This window comes from Nonomuraea sp. NPDC003201, from assembly GCF_053590415.1.
The window spans coordinates 1-22538 of record NZ_JBSFTC010000182.1 but is presented as its reverse complement, the minus strand read 5'-3'; the positions used below and the strand labels follow the sequence as shown (position 1 = coordinate 22538).

Sequence of the window (22538 nt, the reverse complement as noted above, 5' to 3'; positions counted from 1 at the left end):
CGAAGTACCGGCCGCTCTGAGCGGCGGCCGCGCCGAGCGTGCTCGCCGCGGCATCGGCGCGAAGCGGCGCCATCAGCGCCATGATCACGGCGAGCACGCCGAGAGAACCGACGATCAGGGGCCAGCGTAAGCCGCTCAAGGGCCGCCTGGTTTCAGACGAGGGTATGGCGTTTGCGCCCATGCCTGAGCCTCCATGTCTGAGATACGGAAACGGGAACACGTGGGGACACGCCATCAAGGCGTCACTTGGTGACTCAGTGTGGAAATGCTTCCGAAACATGTCAAGGTCGATCTGAAAAGTTTCAGACACATTCGGCTGCCTGATTCGGCGCTAAAGGGCCTCAGCCACCCCTGATGCGCACCGAAACTTTCGCCCGTTCCTCCCGCGAGGGACGGCAGGCCATGAAAGTTTCATATTTTGCGTCTGAACCTGGACGGATCAGGACGAAGGGACGGGGCCCGTCGAGTCGCGGACGCTGAGGGTCGTCGCCAGCTGGAGGTGCCGGGAGGCGGGCTGGACGCCGTCCGCCATACCGAGGACGGCCTCGACCGCCATCCGGCCCATGCCGACGAGAGGCTGCCGGACAGACGTGAGCCGGGGCGTGGTCCACTGGGTCTGCGGCGTGTCGTCGAACCCGGTCACCGACAACTCGGCCGGCACGGCGATGCCAAGCTCCTTGGCGGCGGCAAGGACCCCGACGGCGATCTCATCGTTGCCCGCGACGATCGCGGTCGGCCGCTCGTCGAGCGCGAGCAGGTCATGGCCGTGCCGCAGTCCCGCCTCGACGGAGAACGCCTCGTGGCGGACCAGTGCACGGTCCGGCGTGACGCCGGCCGAGTCGAGCGCGGCCTGGTATCCATGGAAACGCTCCAGCGAGGGGGCAGAGCGCAGCGGGCCGCCGATCCAGGCGATCCTGCGGTGGCCGAGCTTGATGACATGCTCGGTCGCCGAGCGACCGCCCGCCCAGTTGGTGGAGCCGATGCTCACGAGACGCGATTCGCTCGTATCGATCGGGTCGATCGTCACGACAGGCACCTCGAGCTCCTCCGCGGCGAGGAGCACCGAGTCGGGCACGGCGACGGCGAGCGCGATGACACCGACCACACCGGACGCCTTCTGCTCCTCCATCCAGGCCCGGGCCGCCGTACGGCTCGTGCTGATCGGCTCGTCGGGCGGCAGGCGAAGGAGGAGCTCGGCCTGCGCGGAGGTCGCCGCCAGGAGTATCCCTTGGAGCACCGTCCCGGCATAACGGGACTCCACGATGTCGAGCACCGTGACGAGGGTCCGGTCGCGGGTTCGCTCATGTCGCACCGCCGTCGGCATGTAGCCGATCTCGGCCATGACCCCGAGGACATGCTCACGCGTGCTCGCGCCCACATCGCTCCGCCCGTTGAGGACCTTCGAGGCGGTCGCCGGCGAGACGCCGGCCAGTCGGGCGACGTCCGCCAAGGTGGCTCGCTCCGAACGACCTCGCCGTGACATCAGGACTCCTTTCGGGCTTCGAAACTATTTCGAATCTACCACGGACCCCTCCCCTCATTGCCGCCCGGCATCCTCGATGTTCCTCCCGTTGACACGGGGCAGACACGCCACCTAGTGTCCTGGCAGCACCGAACAAGTTTCGAAATAGTTTCGAACCCATCCCCCCAGGACGAGAGGAGAGGCTCGATGCGGCTCTCCCAGAAGGCAAGGCTCCTTTCCGCGGCACTCGTGCCGATGCTCGCGCTGACCGCTTGCTCGGGCGGCTCCGGCGGCGGAAGCGCGACCGGCAGCGGCGGTGACCAACAGGTGAAGCTCACGGTCTGGAGCTGGGACGGCACCGTCGCGGGGGCCGTTCCCGGCTTCCAGGCCGCGAACCCGAACATCAAGGTCGAGGTCGTCAACGCGGGCTCGTCCCAGGACGAGTACAAGGCGCTCGACAACGCCATCCAGGCCGGTTCCGGTGTGCCTGACGTCGTGATGTTCGAGTACTTCGCCGTGCCCTACTTCGCCATTCCCGGCAAGCTCGCCGATCTCGGCACGTACGGCGTCGAGACCTTCAAGAAGGACTACGTCCCGGGCGCGTGGAGCGACGTGACGGTCAACGGCAAGGTCTACGCGCTGCCGTCCGACTACGGCCCTTCGGCGCTGTTCTACAACACGGCCACCCTCAAGAAGGCCGGCATCGACAAGGCCCCGGCCACGTGGGACGAGTACCACGAGGCTGCCAAGAAGGTTCGGGCGCTCGGTGGCGACCACTACATCGCCCAGGACACGGGAGACATCTTCTTCCTGCTCTCGCTCATCTGGCAGGCCGGCGGTCGCCCGTTCAAGGTGGACGGCAACAAAGTGCACATCGACTTCACCGACGAGGGCACGACCAGGGCCGTGGCCTTCTGGCAGAAGATGCTCGACGAGGGCCTGATCAACACCAAGATCACAGGATGGTCCGACGACTGGAACCGGACGCTCAACGACGGAAGCCTCGCCACCCAGACCATGGGCGGCTGGCTGACCTCCACGCTGCCGGAGCGCGCGCCGAAGGCCGCCGGTGACTTCAGGGTCGCCTTGATGCCCCAGTGGAAGCAGGGAGACAAGGTCGGAGCGGCGAACGGCGGAAGCTCCTTCGGCATCCCGGCCGCGGCCGGGCACCAGGACGCCGCTTTCAAGTTCCTCGAGTACTTCACGCACGGCGGTGGTCTCTCGTCCCGCGTCGACGCGGGTGCCTTCGTGCCGAACACGTCGGTCCTGGACAGCGAGGCGTTCCAGAGCAGGGCCAACCAGTACTTCGGCGACCAGAAGGTCGGCGCGGTGCTGGCCGAGGCCTCGGAGACCGTCGGGAGCGGCTGGCAGTACCCGCCGTTCTTCGAGTGGGCACGCTCGATCTACGGCGACCTCGCGTCGCCGTACTACACCACGGGCAAGGGCTCGCTCGCCGAGATCCTCGAGCAGTGGAAGCAGCGCTGCATCCAGTACGGCAACGAGCAGGGCTTCCAGGTGGACTAGCGAGCCCTGGGCCACCTCAACGAATCGGAAGGAACACGGACATGGGCCTGGCACGTCGGGTCGACGTCACCGCTTCGGCCATGGCGTCGCCGGATGCCGCACAGCATTCGGCGCCGGCTCGCAAGCGCCGCAAGTCACAGATCGGGCTGGCGTTCATAGCGCCTTTCGGGGCGCTGTTCGCCCTGGTGTTCATCGTGCCCATCCTGTACGCCGCCTACCTCAGCCTCTTCCAGGACAAGCTCGTCGGGGGCAACACGTTCGTCGGATTCGCCAACTACGGCAAGCTGTTCCAGGATCCCCAGTTCTGGGACGGGGTGGGGCGCGTCTTCCGGTTCACGCTCGTCCAGGTGCCGATCATGCTGCTCTTCGCCATGGCGCTGGCGCTGGCGCTGGACTCCATGCGGGTGCACGGCACCAGGTTCATGCGGGTGACGATCTTCCTCCCGTACGCGGTGCCGGCGATCGTGGCGACTCTCATGTGGGGATTCCTGCTGGGCGTCAAGTACGGCCTGTTCGGCAGCCTCAACGAGGCTCTGGGCACGGACATCGACCCCTTCTCCCCCGGTACCACGCTCATCTCCATCGGGCTGATGGTGACGTGGGCGTTCACCGGCTTCAACATGCTCATCTTCTACGCCGCGCTCAAGGCCGTCCCCCGCGAACTGTACGAGGCGGCGGCGATCGACGGGGCGAACGAGCTCCAGATCGTCCGCGCGATCAAGCTGCCGGCACTGCGCGGATCCCTGGTCGTCACGATCATCTTCTCGATCATCGGCACCTTCCAGATGTTCAACGAACCGCAGATCCTGCCCTCGATGGTGGCCAACAGCGGCGTCACCACCTTCTACACGCCCAACCTGTACGCGTACAACCTGGCGTTCACCGGGTCCCAGCAGGGCTACGCGGCCGCACTCGCGCTCGTCATGGCGGCGATCACGATCACCGTCGCCTACGTCGTCCAGATCAGAGGGTTGAGGAATGCACCCGATCAGTAGCCGCCGGCTCTCCACGGTGGAGAACCCCAGGAAGAGCACGACCCTCACCGTGATGACAGCTCTGTTCATGTTGTACTGCCTGCTGCCGCTCGTGTGGCTGGTCATCAACGCGACCAAGTCGCAGGCCGACTTCGTGTCGTCGTTCGGGCTCGCGCCCGGTCGCGAGTTCGCCCTGTGGGACAACATCGTGCAGGTGTTCAGCTACCAGGACGGGATCTTCTCCCGCTGGCTCCTCAACACCGTTCTCTACGTCGTCGTGGGTGCGACCGTGTCGACCTTCCTGGCCGCCCTCGGCGGGTACGCCCTGGCGAAACTCGAATTCAGGGGCAAGCGGGTGTTCCTCTTCGTCGTGCTGGGATCGATCTCGGTCCCCGGCATCGCCCTGGCGATCCCGCAGTTCCTGCTGTTCGCGCACGTCGGCATGACCAATACCCCGTGGGCGATTCTCATCCCGTCCTTCATCAACCCCTTCGGGTTGTACCTGATGTGGGTGTTCACGGCCGAAGCCGTGCCCACCGGCCTGCTGGAGGCCGCGAAGATCGACGGCGCCGGGGAGTTCAGGACCTTTCTCCAGATCGCGCTCCCGCTGCTCGCACCGGCGAGCGTGACGGTCCTGCTCTTCTCGTTCGTGTCGATCTGGAACAACTATTTCCTGCCGTTGATCATGCTCAAGGATCCCGCCTGGTATCCGCTGACCGTCGGAATCAACCAGTGGAACAAGCTGGGCTCGACGGCGGGGAACGGCGCCCTCATCCAGAATCTCGTGATCACGTCCGCGCTGCTGACCATCATCCCGTTGATCATCGCGTTCCTCAGCCTGCAGCGGTACTGGCAGTCGGGCCTGTCGCTGGGCGCCGTCAAGGGCTAGCAGCGCTCCATTCACCAACGTTTCCTGAAGAGAAGTGAGACCATGACCCGATTCCGGATCGACGGCAGGCTGTGCGACGAGAGTGCGCTTCCGCACGTCTGGAGCAGATGTATCGGCGCCGGACGGGCGAACGAGGCACTGCGCGCGGACTGGCAAAAGCAATTCGCCGAGGCCGTCGCCGCATGCGGATTCGAGTACGTCCGCTTTCACGGCGTCTTTCACGACGACATGTTCGTGTACCGGGAGAGCTACGGCAGCGGTTTCGGCCCGAACACGCCCCTTGCCGCGCCCGTGCACACGTTCAGCTATGTGGACAAGGTGTTCGACTTCATCGTGGACTGCGGGGTCCGCCCGTTCGTCGAGCTGGGCTTCATGCCGCGCGAGCTGGCGACGGAGACGGAGACGGTGTTCTGGTGGGGCGCTCACTGCAGCCCGCCCAAGGACATGGCGCGCTGGGTCGAGCTGGTCACGAGGTCGGTCGAGCACTGGATCGACCGGTACGGCCTCCCCGAGGTGCGGCAGTGGCGGTTCGAGGTGTGGAACGAGCCGAACCTGGTTCCCCACTTCTGGACCGGCACGAAAACCGAGTACTTCGAACTTTACGAGCAGACCGTGACGGCGATCAAGAAGATCGATCCCGCCTTGAAGGTGGGCGGGCCCGCGACCAGCGTCTTCGTGCCCGACGACCGCTACCAGGGCGAGGTCGAGGACCGCTCCGCGATGCACGAGACGGCCGCCGCGGCCGACGTGGACGCGCTCGACTGGCGCCCGGTATGGATCGAGGAGTTCATCGCCTGGTGCGCCGAGCGCGAACTCCCGATCGACTTCATCTCCACCCACCTGTACCCCACCGACTTCGCGTACGGCACCGACGGCGAGGCCGTGCAGATCACCCGGTACGCCGACGCGACGTTCGACGACCTGACCCTCCTGCGCAAGCTCGTGAACAACAGCGCGTATCCCGAGGCGGAGATCCACATCACGGAGTGGTCGACGTCGCCGTCGGCCCGCGACTTCATCCACGACACGCCGTTCGCGGCGACCTCCATCACGCGGTCGTATCTGAAGTGCGCCACCCTCGCCGACTCGATCTCCTACTGGACCTTCACGGACGTGTTCGAGGAGGGAGGCGCCGGGATGGGACCGTTCCACGGCGGGTTCGGCCTGGTGAACGAGGGGGGCATCCACAAACCCACGTTCCACGCTTTCACGATGCTGGAACGGCTCGGCGACCGGCTGCTCCTCGCGACGCCCGACGGGGTCGTGACCCGTGACAGCCGGACGTCGGCCGTGTCGGCGGTGTTCTTCAACTACCCCGAGGACATGGGCAGGAGGGGTGTCGGCTCGGAGAACTCCTACCCGGCGACACGCGCGCTGGCCGAGATGGGGCCGAGCCGCAGGATCCACCACTCGATCGGCGGACTGGAGCCGGGTGCCACGTTCCTCGTCGAGATCGTGGACTGGGAGCACGGGAACGCCGCCGAGGCCTGGTACCGGCTCGGGTCCCCCCTCAACCCGTCCCGAGCCGAGAGCGAGTACCTGAGCGGAGTCGCCGACTCGCTCCTCAGGTTCGCGCTGACCGTGCCCGACAATGGTGTGCTGGACCTCGATGTCGAACTCGCGCCATGGGCCGTGATGTCGTTGAGGCGGTCGGCATGACCGCGTCACGGCCCGCCGGAGCACGCCCCAGGACCGATCGGCATCTCGCCGGCCGCCAAGGCTGACGCGGCGGCGCGGTCGCAGCGCCGCAGGGTGGGCAGGCCCTTGCGGGTGAGGCGGGCACGCGGCACCCGGCCCGCGCCGGGCTGCGGGTCCCGGCGGATCAGGCCGCGTCGTTCGAGGTCGCGGATGACGAGGCTCATCGCCTGCGGCGTGACGAAGGCGATGCGTGCCAGGTCCGCCGAGGACGGCCCGTCGCGCAGCCGCAGTTCGCTGAGCGCCATAGCGACCATCGCCGCGGGAGCCGCCGTCACCTTCGGCTTCCAGGCCACCTACAGCGGCACGAACTCCGCACCCACGCAATTCGCCCTCAACGGCACGGCCTGCACCCTCGCCACGTAGCGTCGAACGTCTGATGCATGGGTGCACTGCCACAGCGGTGCACCCATGCGGCACGCGAACGTCAGGTGCCGCTCAGGTGCGTGCCGTGTAACGACGGCCGGGCAGGCCGTTCCACGCCAGGCGGAGCCGACCGGGGATCGCTCCCCCCACCTCGGCAAGAGGCACTTGCGTGCCGTTTTCGTCGACGACGTTCAAGAGCGGGGTGTCCCCGGGTATTTCGACGACTATCCTTCCGGGGCGGTCGGCCGTGACGTCCACACGGGCCAAGGTCCCCGCCTGCCAGGCGAGCTCGACCTGATGTCCGCCGCGGCAGCGGATGCCTCGTGCTGATCCGGTGTGCCAGCTCGGCGGCAGCGCCTTGACGACCCGTCGCCTGGTCGACCTGGTGCACGAGCTCGACCCCACCCGGCCGGCCGCCGTGGGCGGCGCCCAGCGCCGTGGCTTCGACGAGCTCGGGGATGTGGCCGGCTACAACGGCGGCGGGGCATCGCTCTACCACAAGCCACCGTGGCCCAATCTGGTCTCCGAGTACGGCAGCCTCGTCGAGGACCGCCCCGGCATCTACGGCCCGCGGTACGCCCACGGCGTCGAAACCCCGCACCCCTGGCGGTCGGGCATCGTGCTCTGGTGCGGCATGCATCACGGCAGCATCGTGGCCGACATGGCCCGCATGGGCTTCATCGACTACTTCCGCCTCCCGCTGCGGTCCTGGTACTGGTACCGCCGCGAGCTTCGGGGCATCGAGCCGCCCCCGTGGCCGCTCCCCGGCACCGCGACCGCCCTGCGGCTGAGCGCGATCGAGTTCCGCTCCTACTTCGCCGGCCCCAACACGCTGCGGGCCGTCGCGGACGGGCCGGCCCCGGCGGAGCTGACCATCGAGGCCGTCGGCGGGGAACAATGGCGTGGCCAGTCTCGCCGCCTGGCCCCCGGCCCGCCCTCGCGCTCGTTCGTGCCCTCCTCCGGCGCCCCGCGCCTGCTGTCGGCCAAACGGCCCGTCTTCAGCAGCGGCTCACTGGCCGACCGCCCGGCGCACCTGATCACCGACTACTCCACCGGCGAGGGCTGGGTCAGCGCCACGAACCAGCCGGGCGCCTGGATCCGCGTGGACCTCGAGGGCCTGTGGCGAGTGGACACCGTCACGGTGCTCCTCGGCGAGCCGGACGCCGTGCCGTACCGGCTGGAGGTCTCCGACGGACAGGCCGCCGAGGAGGTGGCCACCGGCACCACCGAGCGGCGGATGTCGTTCGACCTGCGAGGCCGCGCCCTCCACGCGGTGAAGCTCGTGTTCCCGGAGGCTCCGGCCGAGGTCAAGGAGGTGAGAGTCCATGGTCGCTGACCACCCCTGATCACGGCCTTCTCCGACACGCTTCAGGCCACGGGGGGCAGATCGAGTCGGACGGGCTCGTCGCGGTCGCAGTACAGTCTGCCTTCGACGGCTCGTGCGGCGGCGACCTGGAGCGAGGAGCGGCGGCGCAGACTCGTTCTCCATGGAGAACACCCGGGCAACACGGGTGCTACGCCGAAGAACTCGGCGAGTACGTCGTCTTCTGGGCCTCGAAGCTCTACGCCCAGGACGACCCGGACCACACCGGAACGACACACAACCGGATGCTGTACGCCACCACCACCGACTTCCGCGAGTTCAGCGAACCCAAGATCTGGCACGATCCAGGGCATGCGGTCATCGACTCGGCCGTGATCAAGCACAACGGCGTCTACTACCGTTACACCAAGGACGAGCGGGACCAGACGCCTTCCGTGTCCAGCGCCAAGCTCATCACCGCCGAGAAGTCCCGAGAGCTGACCTCCACCACCTATGACTTCGTGGCCGACTGCCCCCTGGAGCCAAGCACGGCTCGGTGCTCCCCCTCACCCGCGCGGAGTGCGACCGGCTGCTGAGTGCTTACGGCGGCCAAGAGAGCGATTCCTGATCACCCACGATCGACCGCGGTCCTCTCCGCCCCATTGCCGCGCGCCGGTCATGGTGGCGCTGGGCTTCCGGGCGGACAAGGCGCGTTGGGCGCACCACCACAGCGGTGCACCCAACGCGGCCGTTCATGGCGTCGTCGCGCCACCGTGACCCTCGCCCCGGTAGTCGGCCTGGGCGCCTTCGCCAGGCTCAGGCGCGGCTCCAGCGTTGGTTGGCGCCGCCGTTGCACGACCAGATGGTCAGCTTGGTGCCGTTGGCGGTGGCGTTGTTCGGCACGTCCAGGCACTTGTTCGCCCCGACGGCGGTGATGGTGCCGTCGGAGTTGAAGCGCCACTTCTGGTTGTCCTGGCCGTTGCAGTCCCAGATGATGACGTTGGTGCCGTCGGCGGTGCCCCGGTTGTAAACGTCCAGGCACTTGCCGCCGTAAACCCGCAGCTCGCCGCCCTCGGTCGCCGTCCACTGCTGGCCGGCCTGGCCGTTGCAGTCCCAGATCTGCGCCTGCGCGCCGTTCGCCTGCGAGACATCAAGACACCTGCCCGACCCCACGCCCTTGATCGCACCCGTGGGCGGGGGTGTGACGATGCCCCCGCCGGTCACGACGTACATGGCCGCCCCGTGTCCGGGGACCGACGCGCTGATCGTCCCGGACGAGGAGGACGTCGTGTGCGCCCACAGGTCGCGCACCGAGTACGAGGACGCGGACCCCAGCCCCAGAGCGGAGGCGGTGGTGGAGACCGTCGAAGTGGAGGTGCCCCGGTTGAGCAGCACGACCGCGACCGAGCCGTTCGACATCGGCTTGCGCCAGACCTCCAGGTTGCCGTTGTCGCTGATCTTGTGGCCCTGCCTGCCGCCCCAGTCCTGGTTGACCGCGATGACCTCGGTGTTGGTGAGGATCGTACGCGTGTCGGCGCTCATCGTACGGATGTCGTTTCCGGCGATGAGCGGCGCGTTCAGCAGCGACCACAGGCTGAAGTGCGCGCGGCCCTCGGTCCCCGTCACCCCGCCGACGCCCACCTCCAGCATGTCCGGGTCGTTCCACCCGCCGGGGCCCGAGTACGCGTCGAGCCCGACCTGCTGGTCCAGGATGCCCGTGATCGAGTTCCAGTTGGCCGCGATGTCGCCGGTGTTGCGCCAGGAGTTGCCTACCGGCATCCCCCAGGTCCACACGCTCTCCTGGCCCCAGTTGCACAGGCTGTACACGATCGGACGCCCGGTGGCGGCCAGCGCGTCCCGCATGGCCGTGTACCGCTGCTGCCCGTTCTGGCCGCGGTGGTCACCGCAGTTGTCGTACTTCAGGTAGTCGATCCCCCAGGACGCCCACAAAGCCGCGTCCCGTCGCTCGTTGCCCAGGCTGGCCGGGTACCCCGCGCACGTCGTGATTCCGGCCGAGGAGTAGATGCCGAGCTTGAGCCCCTTGGAGTGGACGTAGTCGGCCACGGCCTTGATGCCGTTGGGGAACTTCTGCGGATCCGGCACCAGGTCACCGTTGGAGTTGCGGTTCTTGGTGGACCAGCAGTCGTCGATGTTGACGTAGGTGTAGCCTGCCGCCGCCATGCCGCTGGAGACCATGGAGTCAGCTGTCTGACGGATCAGGGAGTCGTTGACGTTGCAGCCGAAGCTGTTCCAGTCGTTCCAGCCCATCTGGGGCGTGCGGGCCAGGCCGTTGTCCAGCGCGGCGGCCGGCGACGTCTCACTGCCGATCGCGACGACCGAGCCGGCCGCGAGTACCGCCGCCAGTGCCAAGCCAAGGATTCTGCGCATCTGATTCCTCTACCTACCGGGGTGTCGGGGGGAGATCTCCGGGCGATCCACCGGGATGTCACACGTCAGGAGCGGGTCCAGCGCTGGTTGGCGGCGCCGCCGCAGGACCAGATCTGGAGTTTCACGCCGTTGGCGGTGGAGTAGTTCGGCACGTCCAGGCACTTGTTCGCCCCCACGGCGGTGATGGTGCCGTCGGCGTTGAAGCGCCACTGCTGGTTGGTCTGGCCGTTGCAGTCCCAGATGATGACGTTGGCGCCGTCGGCGGTGCCGGCGCCGTAAACGTCCAGACACTTGCCGCCGTAGACCCGCAGCTCACCGCTCGCGGTCGGCGTCCACTGCTGGTTGGCCTGGCCGTTGCAGTCCCAGATCTGCGCCTGCGCGCCGTTCGCCTGCGAGGCGCCGGAGACGTCAAGGCACCTGCCCGACCCCACACCCCTGATCGCTCCCGCACCAGGGGTGCCGCTCCCCGGCTGGCCGATGCTGCCCGATACCGATTGAAGCGCGCCGTACCAGGCGGCGGCCATCTTGTCGTAACCACCGGCGGTGGGGTGGATGCCGTCGATCAGATCGGAGGTGGTCAACTTGCTGTGCATGTCGACCAGGTGGACACGTCTGCCGCTGTTCACCTTGCTCTGGACGATGCCGGGGATCGCCGCGTTGAAGGTGCGGGCGGCCGACTCCTGGCCGGAGTTGGACAGCGGGATGATGGTGGCGACGAAGACGTCCGCGTCGGGCACGGTTGTGGTGATGTGGTCGATCAGCGTGGACAGCCGCTGCGGGGCACCGGCCACGTTGTAGTTCTGCAGGACATCGTTGGTGCCGATGTGCAGCAGCACCGTGCGCGGTGTGTACGTACGCAGCCAGCCGGTGATGTTCGCGTCGATCTGGTCGATCCGCCACCCGGGATGGCCCTCATGATCGTGGTCGCCCAGGCTGCCCGGCCCGTTGAACTGCGACCCGACGAAGTCGACCGTGTAGCGGCCGGCGGCCAGGCGCTGCCATAACCCGATCCGGTACCCGCCCGGCACCTGCGTGCCCTCGGTGATCGAGTCGCCCAGCGGCATGACCCGCACCCCGCCGTTGGACTCCGCGACGGCTGTCCCCGCCCCCATCGCCGTACCCGCTACCACCAAGGCCACGGCCATCAGCGCGGCGGCGCACCATCGTCCCCACGTACGCATGCTCACTCCCTCGCGGCGGTCAGGGGGCAGGTCGAATCGAGTAGCAATTCTTGCGCTAATGCCCTTGCGCTCCAGCCTGCCTGTTGCGGACACGAGGACCTCCTTCGGTGAGGATCGGCGACTTGGCATCGTGCTGAGTGGTCGCCGTAACCGGCCCACGGCGGGCACGGTCGGGTGCTGTCCCCTTCGGCATGCCGGCGGCGGCTCCCGATGCCGTTGTTAGCGTTAACATCACTCTGGTCAATCCGGGGCTCCTTCCACACCGGCCTGCTGAGGTGGTGGTGTGGCGGAGCAAACATGACGCGAGAAGATCCGTCAAGGGCCCCGCTCTCTTCCGCCGCGTGCCGAAGCGGCCTGATCAGAGCTGACCGGGCGCGGTCGCGCTGTCACGGCGGGCGAGCTGATGAAACGTTCATCCGGTGGCGGCGTGGCACGACCAGGACGCACCAGCGCACCGGCCTCCTGGGCGCCGACCATCCCATCGAACCGATTCGCCGACGTCTTGACGTGTTGCGTAGCCGTCTCCACACTGGGTCTGCAAGGCGGCTACCTCCTGCCGGAGTCGGTGGTGAACGGCAGGAGTCCTCGACGGTGACGCGTCCGGCGACGGACCGGTCGTGGATCGCGGCTGCCTCCCGCGACGTCTCATTGGAAGGTCGTGCAACCCGCGATCCAGGCGGGTTCCAGGTCGGCTCCGGGCGGAAACCGGCCGTCGAGTTCGAGCATCACCATCCCGTGCGCGAACGCCCACACCGCGCGGGCCAGATCCGCGCGGCCGTGCATGGCGCGCAGGATGGGACCGGCGGCCCGGTCCTCGAGTCCTTCGGGCAGCAACAGCCGCGGCAGCGGATTGGTGGTGGTCAGCCGGTAGAGGTGCGGCCGCGCCAATGCGAAGCTCCGGTAGGCGCGTGCGCAGGGCAGCAGCCCGGGCTCGGCGGCCTCGAGCGCCTCGGTCATCTCGGTCAGCCCGATCACGGTCAGCTCCAGCTCGACGGCCGCCTTGTCGGGAAAGTGCTTGTAGAGCGACGGCGCCCGGATGCCCACGCGCTCAGCGATGCTCCGCATGGACATCGCCTCGCGGCCGTCAGCCTCCAGCAGCTCCAGCGCGGCCGCGACGATCTGCTCACGGCGCTCAACCACGCCGCACCACCCGTCCGGCCACGAGCCGCGTCGCCCAGCCGAGCCCGGCGGTGAACAGCGGCGGCCAGCCGATCGGTGAGAGGGAGTAGCCGACCAGGATCACGACCGGAATCCAGCCGGAATTCGCGACCGCGACGATCCAGCGCCGCCCGCCCGCGACCTTGCCGGCCAGATCCGGCAGCAGGAAGAACGCCACCGCCGCCGCCGTGGTCGGCAGCCCGTACTTCGCCGACTCGAACACGGCGAACGCTCCGAGGAATCCGGCGAGCAGCACCCACCCCGCCCAGCGCACCCACGCACTCCAGCCCCGCATGACCTCAACGCTCATGACGCCTCCCTTCGCAATGGCTAACGGTGTTAGCTGGTATCGAGAGCATAAGCTAACACCGTTAGCCTTTCTAGAGTCGGGCAGCTGCTCGCCGAGGCACGGCAGGCGGTCAAGGTCCTGGCTGAGCGGGTGCGGCGTGCGCACCGCAGGCGGATATGGATCTCGGGGTGAGTGCGCCACCTGCGAGTTTCGGATCTCTCGTGCCCAGGCCTACCGGCTCATCGACATCGCGGCCACGGCCTGTGCCGTTGTCAGGTCGGCCCGCCGCTTCTCCGGGAGCAGCGCGTGGATCCGGACAACCTCCCTGAGTTCCCCAGCGGTGGGATGGTGCGGTGCGTTGGTGACCAGCGCAGGGATGACGCTGACCATCCCCAACCGGATCTGGATGGCGGCGATGTGCCAGTACAGCGCGGAGCCGGAGGGCGAGACGGCGGGCGCCCCGACAGACTGGCACTTCGCCCACCTCGCCGCGCGCGCCTCCGGGGGGACCGGCCTGTCGTCATGGTGGTAGGCCTGATCAGCAGGCGGCGTACCCGCGTGCCCGAGCCGGCGTGATGAGGCGGCGGGCGCCATCCACGGCTGGAGTGCCGCCCCCGCCGAGGTGGTCCACCGGGGCGCCCGGCCTATGAATAGTCGTCCTCGTCGTACTGCTCCAGGTGCAGCAGGGTGCGAATCTTTCCCACCGCTGGTTTTCCGTCGTAACGGATGGCGTTCAGCACCTCTTGGACGAGTGCGTCGCGGGTACGGGCACGGGCGGCCCCGAGCCAGTGGCGTTGCGCCTTCAGCGATTCGGCCTTGAGCCGGCCCATGGGACCGCGCAGTGCCCTGGGCCAGGCGGTATCGGTCAACTGCCGGATCTGTGTCTGGTTCGTGGTGGCGACCTGCGCCGCCCGGCGGCGTAGCACCGTGACGGACCGGCCGCCGTTGATCGCCTGTTCGAGTCGTTCGAGGGCGATGTTGTACGGGCGCACGATGCCCAGATAACGCCGGGCCGCCTGATCGTTGGTCAACGTCGTCCGGCTCGGCGTCGCCCGTGGCGAGGGGGTCGCCCGTGGGGAGGGGGTTGCCCGTGGGGAGGGGGTCGCGGTCGTGGGTGAAGGGGGCGCGACTGCGACGTGCTGGGTCGTGTCCATGGGCTCGCCCGAGCACCCGGTGATCATGGTGGCGAGGACTAACGTTCCGGCAATGATGCGCACAAGTCCGCCATTGATCCACTCCGTCACCGGCATGTCAAGCGGCCGGTTCATCGACCGGCCGTGCCTTCCGCTTCGACGCGGCGGAGGCGGTCCCGGGGCGGAGATGCGTTCGATCTTCACGATCTTGTCGTGGGCGAACGTGAAGGCCGCGGCGCCCACCACCCGGCCTCCGGCGACGAAGGCCAGGCCCGAGTCTCCGTCCACCTGGGCGAGCCGGACGAGGCGGGCGTACCTGGTGTAGGTCATCGCATGTTCGACGGGGCGGCCGCCGCGACCTGAAGCGTGACGTGGTCCGGCACCGGTGCCACGTACCCGGCCGGCACCAGCACCACCTCGGCCAGTCCGCCGCCACCCCCGGTGTAGGCGGCGACGCGCTGCCCGGAGGTCAGGCCCGTCGCTCCGGGGCCGACCTCCCGCACCGTCCCTGATACCTCAAGGCCCGACGCACAGGGTCACCGCGGCGGGCCATGACGTCGAGAAAGTCGATCCCGGCATAGGCCACGTCAATGGTCACCTCGCCCGGACCCGGGCGGAGCTCGTCCACCCCGAGCCACGGGAGTTCGACGTACTGGACATCCTGCACGCACTGTCCGACCCCACCCGGATGACCATCGTCACCACACTGCACGCCGCGCCCGAGCGGGCCTGCGGCACGTTCCCGTGGACGTCGCGCCGTCCACGCTCACCCATCACTTCCGGGTCCTGCGCGAGGCCGGGCTCATCAGGCAGCGTGACGACGGCACCCGCCGGCGGACCGTCCTGCGCCAGGAGGACCCCGAAGCCCGTTTTCCCGACCTGGTAAACGCGATCGTGACCGCCTATGAGAGCGACCTCCACTGAACAGCCCGCTGAATGCGGCATGATGACGTTCTCGAGATCGGAGGCTCGTGGACGCCGGAGTCAATCGCATCGACGAAGTCGATTTCGACGTTCACGCCAAGGGAGAGCTACGCGCGCAGGCCCGGCGTGCGGCCGTGCAGGCTGCCCGAGCCAAGGCACTGTTGTACGCCGAGGCGGCGGGAGCCCGGCTCGGGCCGGTGCTGCACATCCAGGACGTCGATCCCGAGTCGGTGGGCAACGAGCGTTACCGCGGCCATGCAGGGGGCGGCGCTACCTCTGAGGAGGATCTCGCCCCTGGCCACGTGGTCGTCTCCGCCGCCGTGGTGCTGGGGTTCGCGCTCGCGGCCGGGTGAGCCGCACGGGCCGGCCTCGGGCCCCGGTGCCGGCGCGAACGGCCTGCCGGCAAAGGGTGTTCCGCTTCGGTAGACGATCGTTTACATGTCGCAGGAACGGTAGCGTTGATCGCCCAGGTCCTTGTCGCCGCCACCACGGGTTCATTCGTTCAGGTAGTCATAGCGCTCGCCGGCCGGGCCGATGATCACCTGGCCGTCGCGGACCCGCCACTCCGTCTGGCCATCGATCTCGTGGTACGCGAGGAAGAGCCCGCGCACGCGGTCGCCGTCGATGTCGTCGCCGGGCAGGGCGGCGGCCTGGCGGATCACGTCGAGCACCTCGTCCACGTATTGCGCACGAACCGCACGGGCGTAGCAGGCGGCGTTCAGCCACCCTCCTTCGGGGAAGGCCCAGCCCGGCTCGGGCGCGTCGCCGACGATACGCTTGAACGAGCGTTTCTGGGCATCGGCCGCGAACTCCAGCCACCCTCGGATGTAGACCCACGCTCCCATGGCAGGTCCTCAGCTGGAGTGGATGCCGGTCACGTGGACGTGGCCGCCGGTGTCCACACCCAGGCGGGAGGCCCAGGTCAGGGCGTCGTCGAGAGGGGCGAGGTCGTCCGCCAGGCGGGCGGCGGCGAGCGTGGCGGGTGCCTTGCCCTGGTCCAGCAGGACGTTCCACTGGCGAGTGGTGAGGGCCAGGTATCGCAGGTCGGGCAGGTCGGCCACGACCGTCAGGTCGTGTACGTTGGCGCGGGAGAGGTCGAGGCCGCGCAGGTTCGGGACGGAACGCAGCGGCGCAAGGTCGATCGGCGCGTGATCCGGGGTGGTGCCCAAGTCGAGGGCGGTGAGGTGGGCGTGGCCTGACAGTGGGGTCAGGTCGGCGTCCGCTTCCAGGGTGACGCGCAGGGACTCCACGGGCAGAGACCTGAGCGGCGTCAGGTCGCGGGTGGCGCAGCGGTTGAGGTGCAGTGTCCTCAGGCACGGGGCGGCGGTGAGCGGGGTCAGGTCGACGGGGCTCGGGGCGTCGTTGACGTACGCCGCCTGGATGCCAGGTGGGACGTCCCGGGGCAGCATGTCGATCATCTTCTCGGGGCCGAGACGGTAGGAGGGCTCCGGAAGGTAGAAATCCTCCACTTCGTCGTCGTCCTCATCCTCCTGCTCGTACTCGCCGCGTTCCAGCAGGTCCAGGTAATAGCCGAGGAGGGAGGTCACCGAGTCGGCGAGGTAGGCGGGGCCGTCGTCGTGGTCGCGGCCCACGCGGATGACCTGGCCGAGGCGGCCGTTCTGGGCGGGGGACAGGTCCACCGCCAGGAAGTTGCCGTCCTCGCCGGTGGCGAACGGCAGCCAGGCGGGGTGACCGCCGCAGCGGCGGACGGTGCCGGGCGGGTCGGTGTCGAAGACGACCGAGTTCCAGCTGAGGTCCCAGGAGCCCGGCATCGGCTCACGTACGTCCTCGTGCACGGCGACCACGCTGTTCAGCTCCATCCAGAGGCTCCCGAACGGGCGGAGGCCGTCGTAGTCGTCGCCGTTCGCGAGTTCGTACAGTGCCCGGAGGTCGGCGGGGAGGGGGCTGCCGAGGAGGCGTTCGGCCTCTTCCAGGTCGGCGGCCGTGGCGGGTGGCCGGAGCGGCTGGGGGCGGCCGAGGAGCTCCGCGCCCCGCTCCATGAACGCGCGGAAGCGCGCCACCGCCAGCTCAGGGTCGCCTGCCGGGGCGGCCGTGCCCTCCTCCTGCGTGAAGCCGGGCTGGGGCAACTGGTAGTCGGGGTCGAGGACGACCTGGAATCCGGTGGCCAGCATCCCGCGCAGGCTCCTGACCGTGTCCGTGAATGCGACCAGTTCATATTCTCCGGACGGCAGGCACCTGATCTCCAGGTTGGCGCGTTGCCAGCCCCGCAGATCGTGCAAGGCCCTCGCCAGCCTCGCCAACTCCGTGAAGGGAGAAGGCAGGTGGCCCACCAGCCTGGAGTCTCCGCCCATGGCGTAGCCGCCGGCTATGGAGCCGCCGCCGGAGCTCACCGAGCTGCTCAGCACGGCCCGTGTCCAGCCAGGCGGCGCCGCCGCGACGATGGCCTCGACGATCGGTCGTACGGCTGCTTCCACCATGTTCCGTCCTCATCCTGTCGGCAGTGCCGGTCAGTATGCCAGCGGGTGGCGACAAAGCGTTAAAATTCACATATAGCCACAAATGGGGATGAATAGGTCGATCTGGACGAGATTCTTATCGCCTTTGCTCGTCATGATCGCCGTGACAGGCTCGGCTCTCGTTTTGCCGGTCTCCGGATCGGTTGCGAGAACGTGGTCGCCAACCTTTACTTCTTCGATCGGCTTCGACGATCCGTCTGCAATGACAAACGGGGTCACCCTTCCATGCGCACCTGCTGTTCGAGAGCCGACCTGTTAGGTGACTCCACAAGTACGGACCCGGGCTCCGCCTTCCACCGAAGTCTGTTCTAGCCGATGAGGGCCTCGGCGATCTGACGGGTGGTCTGCGCGGCGACCCTCGGGTTGACGGCGGCATAGGTGGTGTAGGCGTTCAGGCCGGTGGCAAGGGCCCAGCCGCGACCCCGGGTCCAGGTGGCGTCATCTACATCGAGGGTGGCGCGGAAGGCGGCCCGGCTGTCGGCCGACATCAGGGTGAAGGCGATGGTCAGATCACAGGCCGGATCGCCGATTCCGAGCCCGCCGAAGTCGATGACCGCGCTGAGACAGCCGTCGACGGTCAGCAGGTTGCCGGTGTGGAAGTCGCCGTGGAACCAGACCGGCCGTCGATCCCATCCTGGGGCGTTCAGGGCCGCGTTCCACAGGTCGGTCATGGCAGTGGTGTCGAACACGTCGCCGACCTCTGCGATGGCGGCCCGCGTCGCGCGATCCCGGTCGGCCAACGGCCGGCCGATGAGGTCCTCGCGGGCCTCCACGGCCTGAACGTCCTCGGGTCTGAACTGCTGAAGGGCGGTTAGGAATTCCGCCAGTCGGACGGCGGCCGCAGACGAGTCGGCCAGTGCCTCGACGGTCGCCACCTCGCCCTCCAGCCAGCGGGACACCGCCCACCGCCACGGATAGCCGAAGTCGGGCTCACCCACTCCTACCGGTACCGGGATGGCCAGGGGCAGTCGCGGGGCGAGCCGGGGCAGCCACTCGAGTTCCTTCTCGGCCTGTCCGATGGCGCCGTCGTGGCGGGGCAGCCGGACGGACAGCTGCTCGCCCAGCCGGTAGATCACATGGTCCGAGCCGGCCGGATCGAGCAGCTCCAGAGGCAACGCGGCCCACTGTGGGAACTGCGTATCGACCAGCCTCCTGACCAGGGCGGCATTGATCGTGGGGCGGGTGTCCGCGGTTCTCACGGTTGCCAAGAGCACCTCCTGCGATCGGCCCGCGCCGTGCGGTGGGCGGCTCGACCATCACAGTGCACTGTGGCTTGCCTGTCGACCGGATTTCTCCGGCCGGACTGTCAAATGCCCTCTCAGAAGACCTCTACTGTGCCGTGTCCGATGTGCTCAAGGGTCGGCGAGCTGGTCACCGAGCGGGCTGCGCCGGTACAGGACCTGCCGTCCGTGGCGGACCCGGATGACCAGGCCCGTGGCGTGCATGACGCGCAAGTGCTGGGAGATGGCGCTGGAGGTGACCCGCAGGCGGCGCGCGAGCTCGATCGTCGGCAGCGGCTCACTGAGCAGGTGGAGCAGTCTGGCGCGGGGCGCGCCGAGCAACTTGGTCAGAGCGGTCGTGTCCGGGGCCGGCGGCGGCGTCCACAACGTGGCCACGGCGCGGCTGGGATAGACCAGGCTCGGCGGTACGTCGGGGTGGAAGGGTGGGGCCGGCTTGTGGGCGAACACCGACGGCATCAGCAGCAGTCCGAGGCCGGACGAGGGGACGTGGTGCCGTCCGATCATCTTGGCGATGTACAGCACCCCCTCATGCCAGCGCAGGTTCGGGTGCATGTCGGCGAACAGCAGGCGTGCCCCGCCCATGGCGAGTTGCCGCGCCCGGTAGGTCATGTCGGCTTCCAGGATCAGCCGCATCCTGGGCCAGACCGGTTCGATGACCAGCTCCCAGTAGCGCTGCAGCAGCTCGCAGGCCGCGTCGCGGAACCTGACGGCAGCGGCGTCGTCAGCGGGGACCGGCCCGGTGACGAGCGCGGCCAGCAGGTCGCGGCGGACGTGCTCCGGGGCTGTCTGCCGGACGAGGGCCAGCTCTTCCTCGAAGGCCGGGGCGAAGGTCGTCGGCCGAGGGGTCAGGAAGTCCGGCAGGACGAGCCGTTCCCCGACCAAGGACAGGAGCAGGTCGACATCGGCCGCGTCGAGTTCGCCGAGCACCGCCCTGCGCCACGGCAGGTGCAGCACGTGCAAGCCGGGCTCTCGCAGCACCCGCAGGCTGAACACCGTCTCGGACAGCGGCGAGATCGCGAACCGGGTGTCGGCAAGGTCCTCGACGCTGAGCTCGTAACTGATCATTAAGCTGTACGCTACATCCTTTGGCGGTATCCGGCCGATGCGCTGGGCTTGCGCCCATGAAACATGCAGCTCATGGACAGCGCATCGCCATCGTGACCGGGGCGGCGCGCGGCATCGGCGCCGCGGTGGCAAGGCGGCTGGCGGGCGAAGGCCTGGCGGTCGCGGTGATTGACCTGGACGGGGCCGATTGCGCCGCCACCGTCGAAGCGATCATCACCGATGGCGGAAGGGCGATGGCGTTCACGGCCGACGTCTCCGACGAGACCGCGGTCATCGGTGCCGTCGCCCGTATCACCGCCGCACTCGGGCCGCCGACGGTGCTGGTCAACAACGCAGGTATCGGCCCGCAGGCCGATCTGGTGGAACTGGCCACGCACCAGTGGCACACGGTTCTCGGGGTCAACCTGAATGGACCATTCTTCCTCACCCGGGCCGTCGCCCCGCACATGATCGAGGCCGGGTGGGGCCGGATCGTCAACGTGTCGAGCATCTCTGCGGTCGGCGACGCCGCCCGGGTCGACTACGGCAGTGCCAAGGCCGGTCTGATCGGCTTCACCAAGTCCCTGGCCCTGCAACTCGGCCGGCACGGCATCACCGCCAACGCCATCGCGCCCGGCTTCGTCGTCAGCGACATGACCCGGGCCACGGCACGCCGGCTCGGCCGCGACTTCGCCGAGCACCAGCGCATCGCGGCCCAATCCATCCCGGTCGGTCGGGTCGGCCAGCCGGAGGACATTGCGCACACCGCCTCCTATCTGGTCAGCCCGGAGGCGGGGTTCGTCTCCGGGCAGGTCGTCTACGTCGCCGGCGGACCGGTGGACTGACCATGCCCCTGATTCTGCTGCTGGCCCTTGTCTGCGGGGTGGCGGTCGGCAACGTCTATTTCCCCCAAGCCGTCAGCCCCTCGATCGCCACCGGTTTGGGCATCGCTCCCGAGGAGGCCGCGCAGGTGGTGACCGCGACGCAGCTCGGCTACACAACCGGGATTATCCTGCTGGTACCGCTCGGTGACCGGGTCCCGTACCGCAGGTTGATCGTCACCCTGCTGGTGCTCACGGGCCTGGGGCTCCTCGCCGCAGCCAGCGCGCCCGGGTTGGCAGCGCTGCTCGTCGCCGGCGTGCTGGTCGGCGTCACGACCGTGGTCGCACAGATCATCGGCCCGATGGTTGCAGGACTGGTGGACGCGGATCGGCGCGGACTGGTCAGTGGCACGCTGCTGGCAGGGTCGCTCGGTGGCATGTTGTTGTCGCGCGCGCTCGGTGGGGCGCTCGCCGAGTCGCTGGGGTGGCGGGCACCATACCTGGTGGCCGCGGTACTCGTCCTGATCGTCGCACTCCTGCTGCTCCGGGCAGTGCCGGCGGCGCCGCCGTCAGTGGCGGCAGCGCAACGGTACGCTTCGCTGCTGATCGAGCCACTGCGCCTGCTGCGCAGCGAGCCGGAACTACGCCGCTCGTGCCTCTACCAGTCAGCGGTCTTCGCCGGGTTCTCGGCGGTCTGGACCGGCGTCGCGCTGCTGCTGACCAGCCCGCTCTACGGCCTGGCCGCATCGACGGTCGGCATGCTGGCCCTGGTCAACGCGGCGACGATGCTGTGCACGCCGATCGCCGGACGTCAGGTGGACCGGCGCGGGCCGGACGCGGTCAATGTCATCTGCTTGATCGGGGTGATCGCTTCGGCGCCCGTGCTCGCGGTCGGCGGTCTCGGCGGGATGCTGGGCCTGGCGGGGCTCGTACTCGGATCTCTGTTACTGGACATCGCCATGCAATCCGGGATGGTCGCCAATCAGGTCCGCATCTACAGCCTGCGTCCCGACGCCCGCAGCAGGCTGAACACCGCCTACATGGCCTGCATGTACGTGGGCGGCAGCGTGGGTTCCTGGCTCGGGATAGGCGCCTATGGGCAGGCGGGCTGGCCGGGCGTGTGCGTACTCGTGGCTTTGGTCACCGCACTCGCACTGGGCGGGGGCATGGCGGCCCGGCGCCGGCTGTACCGCCATCGCTCTTCCAGATATGCACCTCAGCGCTTCCTCTCGACGTCCCGGCGAGACACCTCGGCTCGGGGCAAGCTTTCCCTATGTCGAGTCCATAGCGGGACGACAGCGACCTGTGCCTGTGGCGCGAGGACGGGGAGGGGAGCCTGCAGGGCCCGGACGGGGTGATCGAGGTGGAGGGGTTCGGCTTCTTCGGCCACATCACCGCCTGGAACGTGGCCGGCACCAGGGCCGCCGCCGCGCAGGCCATCACGGACCCGACCGGCCGCACGGTGACCGGCTGGGACCCGGACGTCTCCGTTTATCTAGGGCGGTCAAGCGAACTAGCTGGTAAGCCGCTTGACGGCCTGTCAGGCAAGTAGGCAGCCGTGTCTGCCCCGTCAGTGAGGTGATCTCAGCGAAATAGTTCGGACGAATTGGGATTTCTTGGACGCCACTGGTGGCGTTCCGGGCCTATCGGGAGGAGTTGCCGAAGGCCG

General features: G+C 68.5%; 26 protein-coding genes and 2 pseudogenes. 13 read left to right on the top strand and 15 right to left on the bottom strand.

All coding sequences use genetic code 11. The features are described from left to right. Positions 1-181 (bottom strand): annotated as a pseudogene (locus ACWDX9_RS40840) (endo-1,4-beta-xylanase); the annotation flags it as partial. 258 nt (positions 182-439) lie between these two features. After that, positions 440-1483 carry a LacI family DNA-binding transcriptional regulator gene (locus tag ACWDX9_RS40835; RefSeq protein WP_449964228.1) on the bottom strand — a complete coding sequence of 348 codons (1044 nt, stop codon included), beginning with the start codon at positions 1481-1483 and terminating at the stop codon, positions 440-442. A gap of 186 nt (positions 1484-1669) precedes the next feature. Between ACWDX9_RS40835 and ACWDX9_RS40830 the strand changes: the two genes are divergently transcribed. Genes ACWDX9_RS40830 through ACWDX9_RS40815 form a run of 4 tightly spaced genes read left to right on the top strand, consistent with a single transcriptional unit; the run spans position 1670 to position 6508 of the window. After that, a complete protein-coding gene (locus tag ACWDX9_RS40830; RefSeq protein ID WP_449964225.1) occupies positions 1670-2986 on the top strand; it encodes an ABC transporter substrate-binding protein in 1317 nt (438 codons plus the stop codon). A 41-nt stretch (positions 2987-3027) separates the two neighbouring features. Then, on the top strand, positions 3028-3981 hold the full coding sequence (locus ACWDX9_RS40825) for a carbohydrate ABC transporter permease (RefSeq protein WP_449964223.1): 954 nt from the start codon (positions 3028-3030) through the stop codon (positions 3979-3981). Further along, on the top strand, positions 3965-4849 hold the full coding sequence (locus ACWDX9_RS40820; protein ID WP_449964221.1) for a carbohydrate ABC transporter permease: 885 nt from the start codon (positions 3965-3967) through the stop codon (positions 4847-4849). The genes ACWDX9_RS40825 and ACWDX9_RS40820 overlap by 17 nt, the downstream gene beginning before the upstream one ends. Before the next feature lie 42 nt (positions 4850-4891). Then, a complete protein-coding gene (locus tag ACWDX9_RS40815) occupies positions 4892-6508 on the top strand; it encodes a GH39 family glycosyl hydrolase (protein WP_449964218.1) in 1617 nt (538 codons plus the stop codon). A gap of 5 nt (positions 6509-6513) precedes the next feature. Here ACWDX9_RS40815 and ACWDX9_RS40810 read toward each other — a convergent pair whose 3' ends face one another. Next, positions 6514-6792, bottom strand: coding sequence for a MarR family winged helix-turn-helix transcriptional regulator (locus ACWDX9_RS40810; RefSeq protein ID WP_449964215.1), 279 nt, complete (start codon positions 6790-6792; stop codon positions 6514-6516). Here ACWDX9_RS40810 and ACWDX9_RS40805 point away from each other — a divergent pair. Next, on the top strand, positions 6698-6910 hold the full coding sequence (locus ACWDX9_RS40805) for a cellulose binding domain-containing protein (protein ID WP_449964212.1): 213 nt from the start codon (positions 6698-6700) through the stop codon (positions 6908-6910). The genes ACWDX9_RS40810 and ACWDX9_RS40805 overlap by 95 nt on opposite strands. Positions 6911-6982: 72 nt before the next feature. On the opposite strand, the gene ACWDX9_RS40800 is transcribed toward ACWDX9_RS40805, so the two are convergent. Beyond that, a complete protein-coding gene (locus ACWDX9_RS40800; protein ID WP_449964210.1) occupies positions 6983-7315 on the bottom strand; it encodes a glycoside hydrolase family 95-like protein in 333 nt (110 codons plus the stop codon). Here ACWDX9_RS40800 and ACWDX9_RS40795 point away from each other — a divergent pair. Together ACWDX9_RS40795 and ACWDX9_RS40790 are read left to right on the top strand one after the other, a co-directional pair. Then, positions 7269-8246 carry a hypothetical protein gene (locus tag ACWDX9_RS40795; RefSeq protein ID WP_449964232.1) on the top strand — a complete coding sequence of 326 codons (978 nt, stop codon included), beginning with the start codon at positions 7269-7271 and terminating at the stop codon, positions 8244-8246. The two genes, ACWDX9_RS40800 and ACWDX9_RS40795, sit on opposite strands and share 47 nt — an antisense overlap. Positions 8247-8518: 272 nt before the next feature. Continuing rightward, positions 8519-8809: a hypothetical protein gene (locus tag ACWDX9_RS40790; RefSeq protein WP_449964207.1), complete on the top strand. Its 291-nt coding sequence runs from the start codon at positions 8519-8521 to the stop codon at positions 8807-8809. Between the two features lie 220 nt (positions 8810-9029). Here ACWDX9_RS40790 and ACWDX9_RS40785 read toward each other — a convergent pair whose 3' ends face one another. The 4 genes from ACWDX9_RS40785 to ACWDX9_RS40770 form a co-directional block, all read right to left on the bottom strand. Next, complete coding sequence (locus ACWDX9_RS40785; RefSeq protein ID WP_449964204.1) at positions 9030-10583, bottom strand: RICIN domain-containing protein; 1554 nt, start codon at positions 10581-10583, stop codon at positions 9030-9032. An 83-nt stretch (positions 10584-10666) separates the two neighbouring features. Further along, positions 10667-11782, bottom strand: a complete 1116-nt coding sequence (locus ACWDX9_RS40780; protein ID WP_449964202.1) for a lectin — start codon at positions 11780-11782, stop codon at positions 10667-10669. A gap of 645 nt (positions 11783-12427) precedes the next feature. Next, positions 12428-12922, bottom strand: coding sequence for a TetR/AcrR family transcriptional regulator (locus ACWDX9_RS40775; RefSeq protein ID WP_449964199.1), 495 nt, complete (start codon positions 12920-12922; stop codon positions 12428-12430). Next, positions 12915-13250: a hypothetical protein gene (locus ACWDX9_RS40770; RefSeq protein ID WP_449964196.1), complete on the bottom strand. Its 336-nt coding sequence runs from the start codon at positions 13248-13250 to the stop codon at positions 12915-12917. The genes ACWDX9_RS40775 and ACWDX9_RS40770 overlap by 8 nt, the downstream gene beginning before the upstream one ends. A 340-nt stretch (positions 13251-13590) precedes the next feature. Here ACWDX9_RS40770 and ACWDX9_RS40765 point away from each other — a divergent pair, with 340 nt between their 5' ends. Then, on the top strand, positions 13591-13761 hold the full coding sequence (locus tag ACWDX9_RS40765; RefSeq protein ID WP_449964194.1) for a hypothetical protein: 171 nt from the start codon (positions 13591-13593) through the stop codon (positions 13759-13761). Positions 13762-13873: 112 nt separating this feature from the next. Here ACWDX9_RS40765 and ACWDX9_RS40760 read toward each other — a convergent pair whose 3' ends face one another. Both ACWDX9_RS40760 and ACWDX9_RS40755 read right to left on the bottom strand, forming a co-directional pair. Next, on the bottom strand, positions 13874-14692 hold the full coding sequence (locus ACWDX9_RS40760) for a hypothetical protein (RefSeq protein ID WP_449964192.1): 819 nt from the start codon (positions 14690-14692) through the stop codon (positions 13874-13876). Further along, positions 14689-14886 (bottom strand): annotated as a pseudogene (locus ACWDX9_RS40755) (alcohol dehydrogenase catalytic domain-containing protein); the annotation flags it as partial. The pseudogene ACWDX9_RS40755 and the gene ACWDX9_RS40760, both read right to left, overlap by 4 nt. 220 nt (positions 14887-15106) lie before the next feature. Between ACWDX9_RS40755 and ACWDX9_RS40750 the strand changes: the two are divergent. Both ACWDX9_RS40750 and ACWDX9_RS40745 read left to right on the top strand, forming a co-directional pair. After that, positions 15107-15286 (top strand): ArsR/SmtB family transcription factor, encoded by a 180-nt coding sequence (locus tag ACWDX9_RS40750; protein WP_449964189.1) that lies wholly within the window; start codon positions 15107-15109, stop codon positions 15284-15286. Positions 15287-15333: 47 nt separating this feature from the next. Then, the gene (locus ACWDX9_RS40745; RefSeq protein ID WP_449964186.1) at positions 15334-15639 is read left to right on the top strand and encodes an SIMPL domain-containing protein; all 306 of its coding nucleotides are present in this window, start codon (positions 15334-15336) and stop codon (positions 15637-15639) included. 141 nt (positions 15640-15780) lie between these two features. Here ACWDX9_RS40745 and ACWDX9_RS40740 read toward each other — a convergent pair whose 3' ends face one another. From ACWDX9_RS40740 to ACWDX9_RS40720, 5 genes are all read right to left on the bottom strand, one after another. After that, positions 15781-16131: a hypothetical protein gene (locus ACWDX9_RS40740; protein WP_449964183.1), complete on the bottom strand. Its 351-nt coding sequence runs from the start codon at positions 16129-16131 to the stop codon at positions 15781-15783. 9 nt (positions 16132-16140) lie between these two features. Continuing rightward, the gene (locus tag ACWDX9_RS40735; protein WP_449964180.1) at positions 16141-17724 is read right to left on the bottom strand and encodes an SMI1/KNR4 family protein; all 1584 of its coding nucleotides are present in this window, start codon (positions 17722-17724) and stop codon (positions 16141-16143) included. A 66-nt stretch (positions 17725-17790) separates the two neighbouring features. Next, entirely contained in the window at positions 17791-17982 is a 192-nt protein-coding gene (locus ACWDX9_RS40730) for a hypothetical protein (protein WP_449964178.1), read from the bottom strand. An 89-nt stretch (positions 17983-18071) separates the two neighbouring features. Further along, the gene (locus ACWDX9_RS40725) at positions 18072-18977 is read right to left on the bottom strand and encodes an aminoglycoside phosphotransferase family protein (protein ID WP_449964176.1); all 906 of its coding nucleotides are present in this window, start codon (positions 18975-18977) and stop codon (positions 18072-18074) included. A gap of 138 nt (positions 18978-19115) precedes the next feature. Further along, positions 19116-20069, bottom strand: coding sequence for an ArsR/SmtB family transcription factor (locus ACWDX9_RS40720; protein ID WP_449964174.1), 954 nt, complete (start codon positions 20067-20069; stop codon positions 19116-19118). An 83-nt stretch (positions 20070-20152) separates the two neighbouring features. On the opposite strand from ACWDX9_RS40720, the gene ACWDX9_RS40715 reads away from it, so the two are divergent. From ACWDX9_RS40715 to ACWDX9_RS40705, 3 genes are read left to right on the top strand one after another with little or no spacing between them, the layout of a single operon-like run. Next, complete coding sequence (locus tag ACWDX9_RS40715) at positions 20153-20893, top strand: SDR family NAD(P)-dependent oxidoreductase (protein ID WP_449964230.1); 741 nt, start codon at positions 20153-20155, stop codon at positions 20891-20893. A gap of 2 nt (positions 20894-20895) precedes the next feature. Beyond that, positions 20896-22227: an MFS transporter gene (locus tag ACWDX9_RS40710; RefSeq protein WP_449964171.1), complete on the top strand. Its 1332-nt coding sequence runs from the start codon at positions 20896-20898 to the stop codon at positions 22225-22227. Then, the gene (locus ACWDX9_RS40705; RefSeq protein ID WP_449964169.1) at positions 22224-22421 is read left to right on the top strand and encodes a hypothetical protein; all 198 of its coding nucleotides are present in this window, start codon (positions 22224-22226) and stop codon (positions 22419-22421) included. Before ACWDX9_RS40710 ends, ACWDX9_RS40705 begins: the two co-directional genes overlap by 4 nt. Positions 22422-22538: the final 117 nt, after the last annotated feature.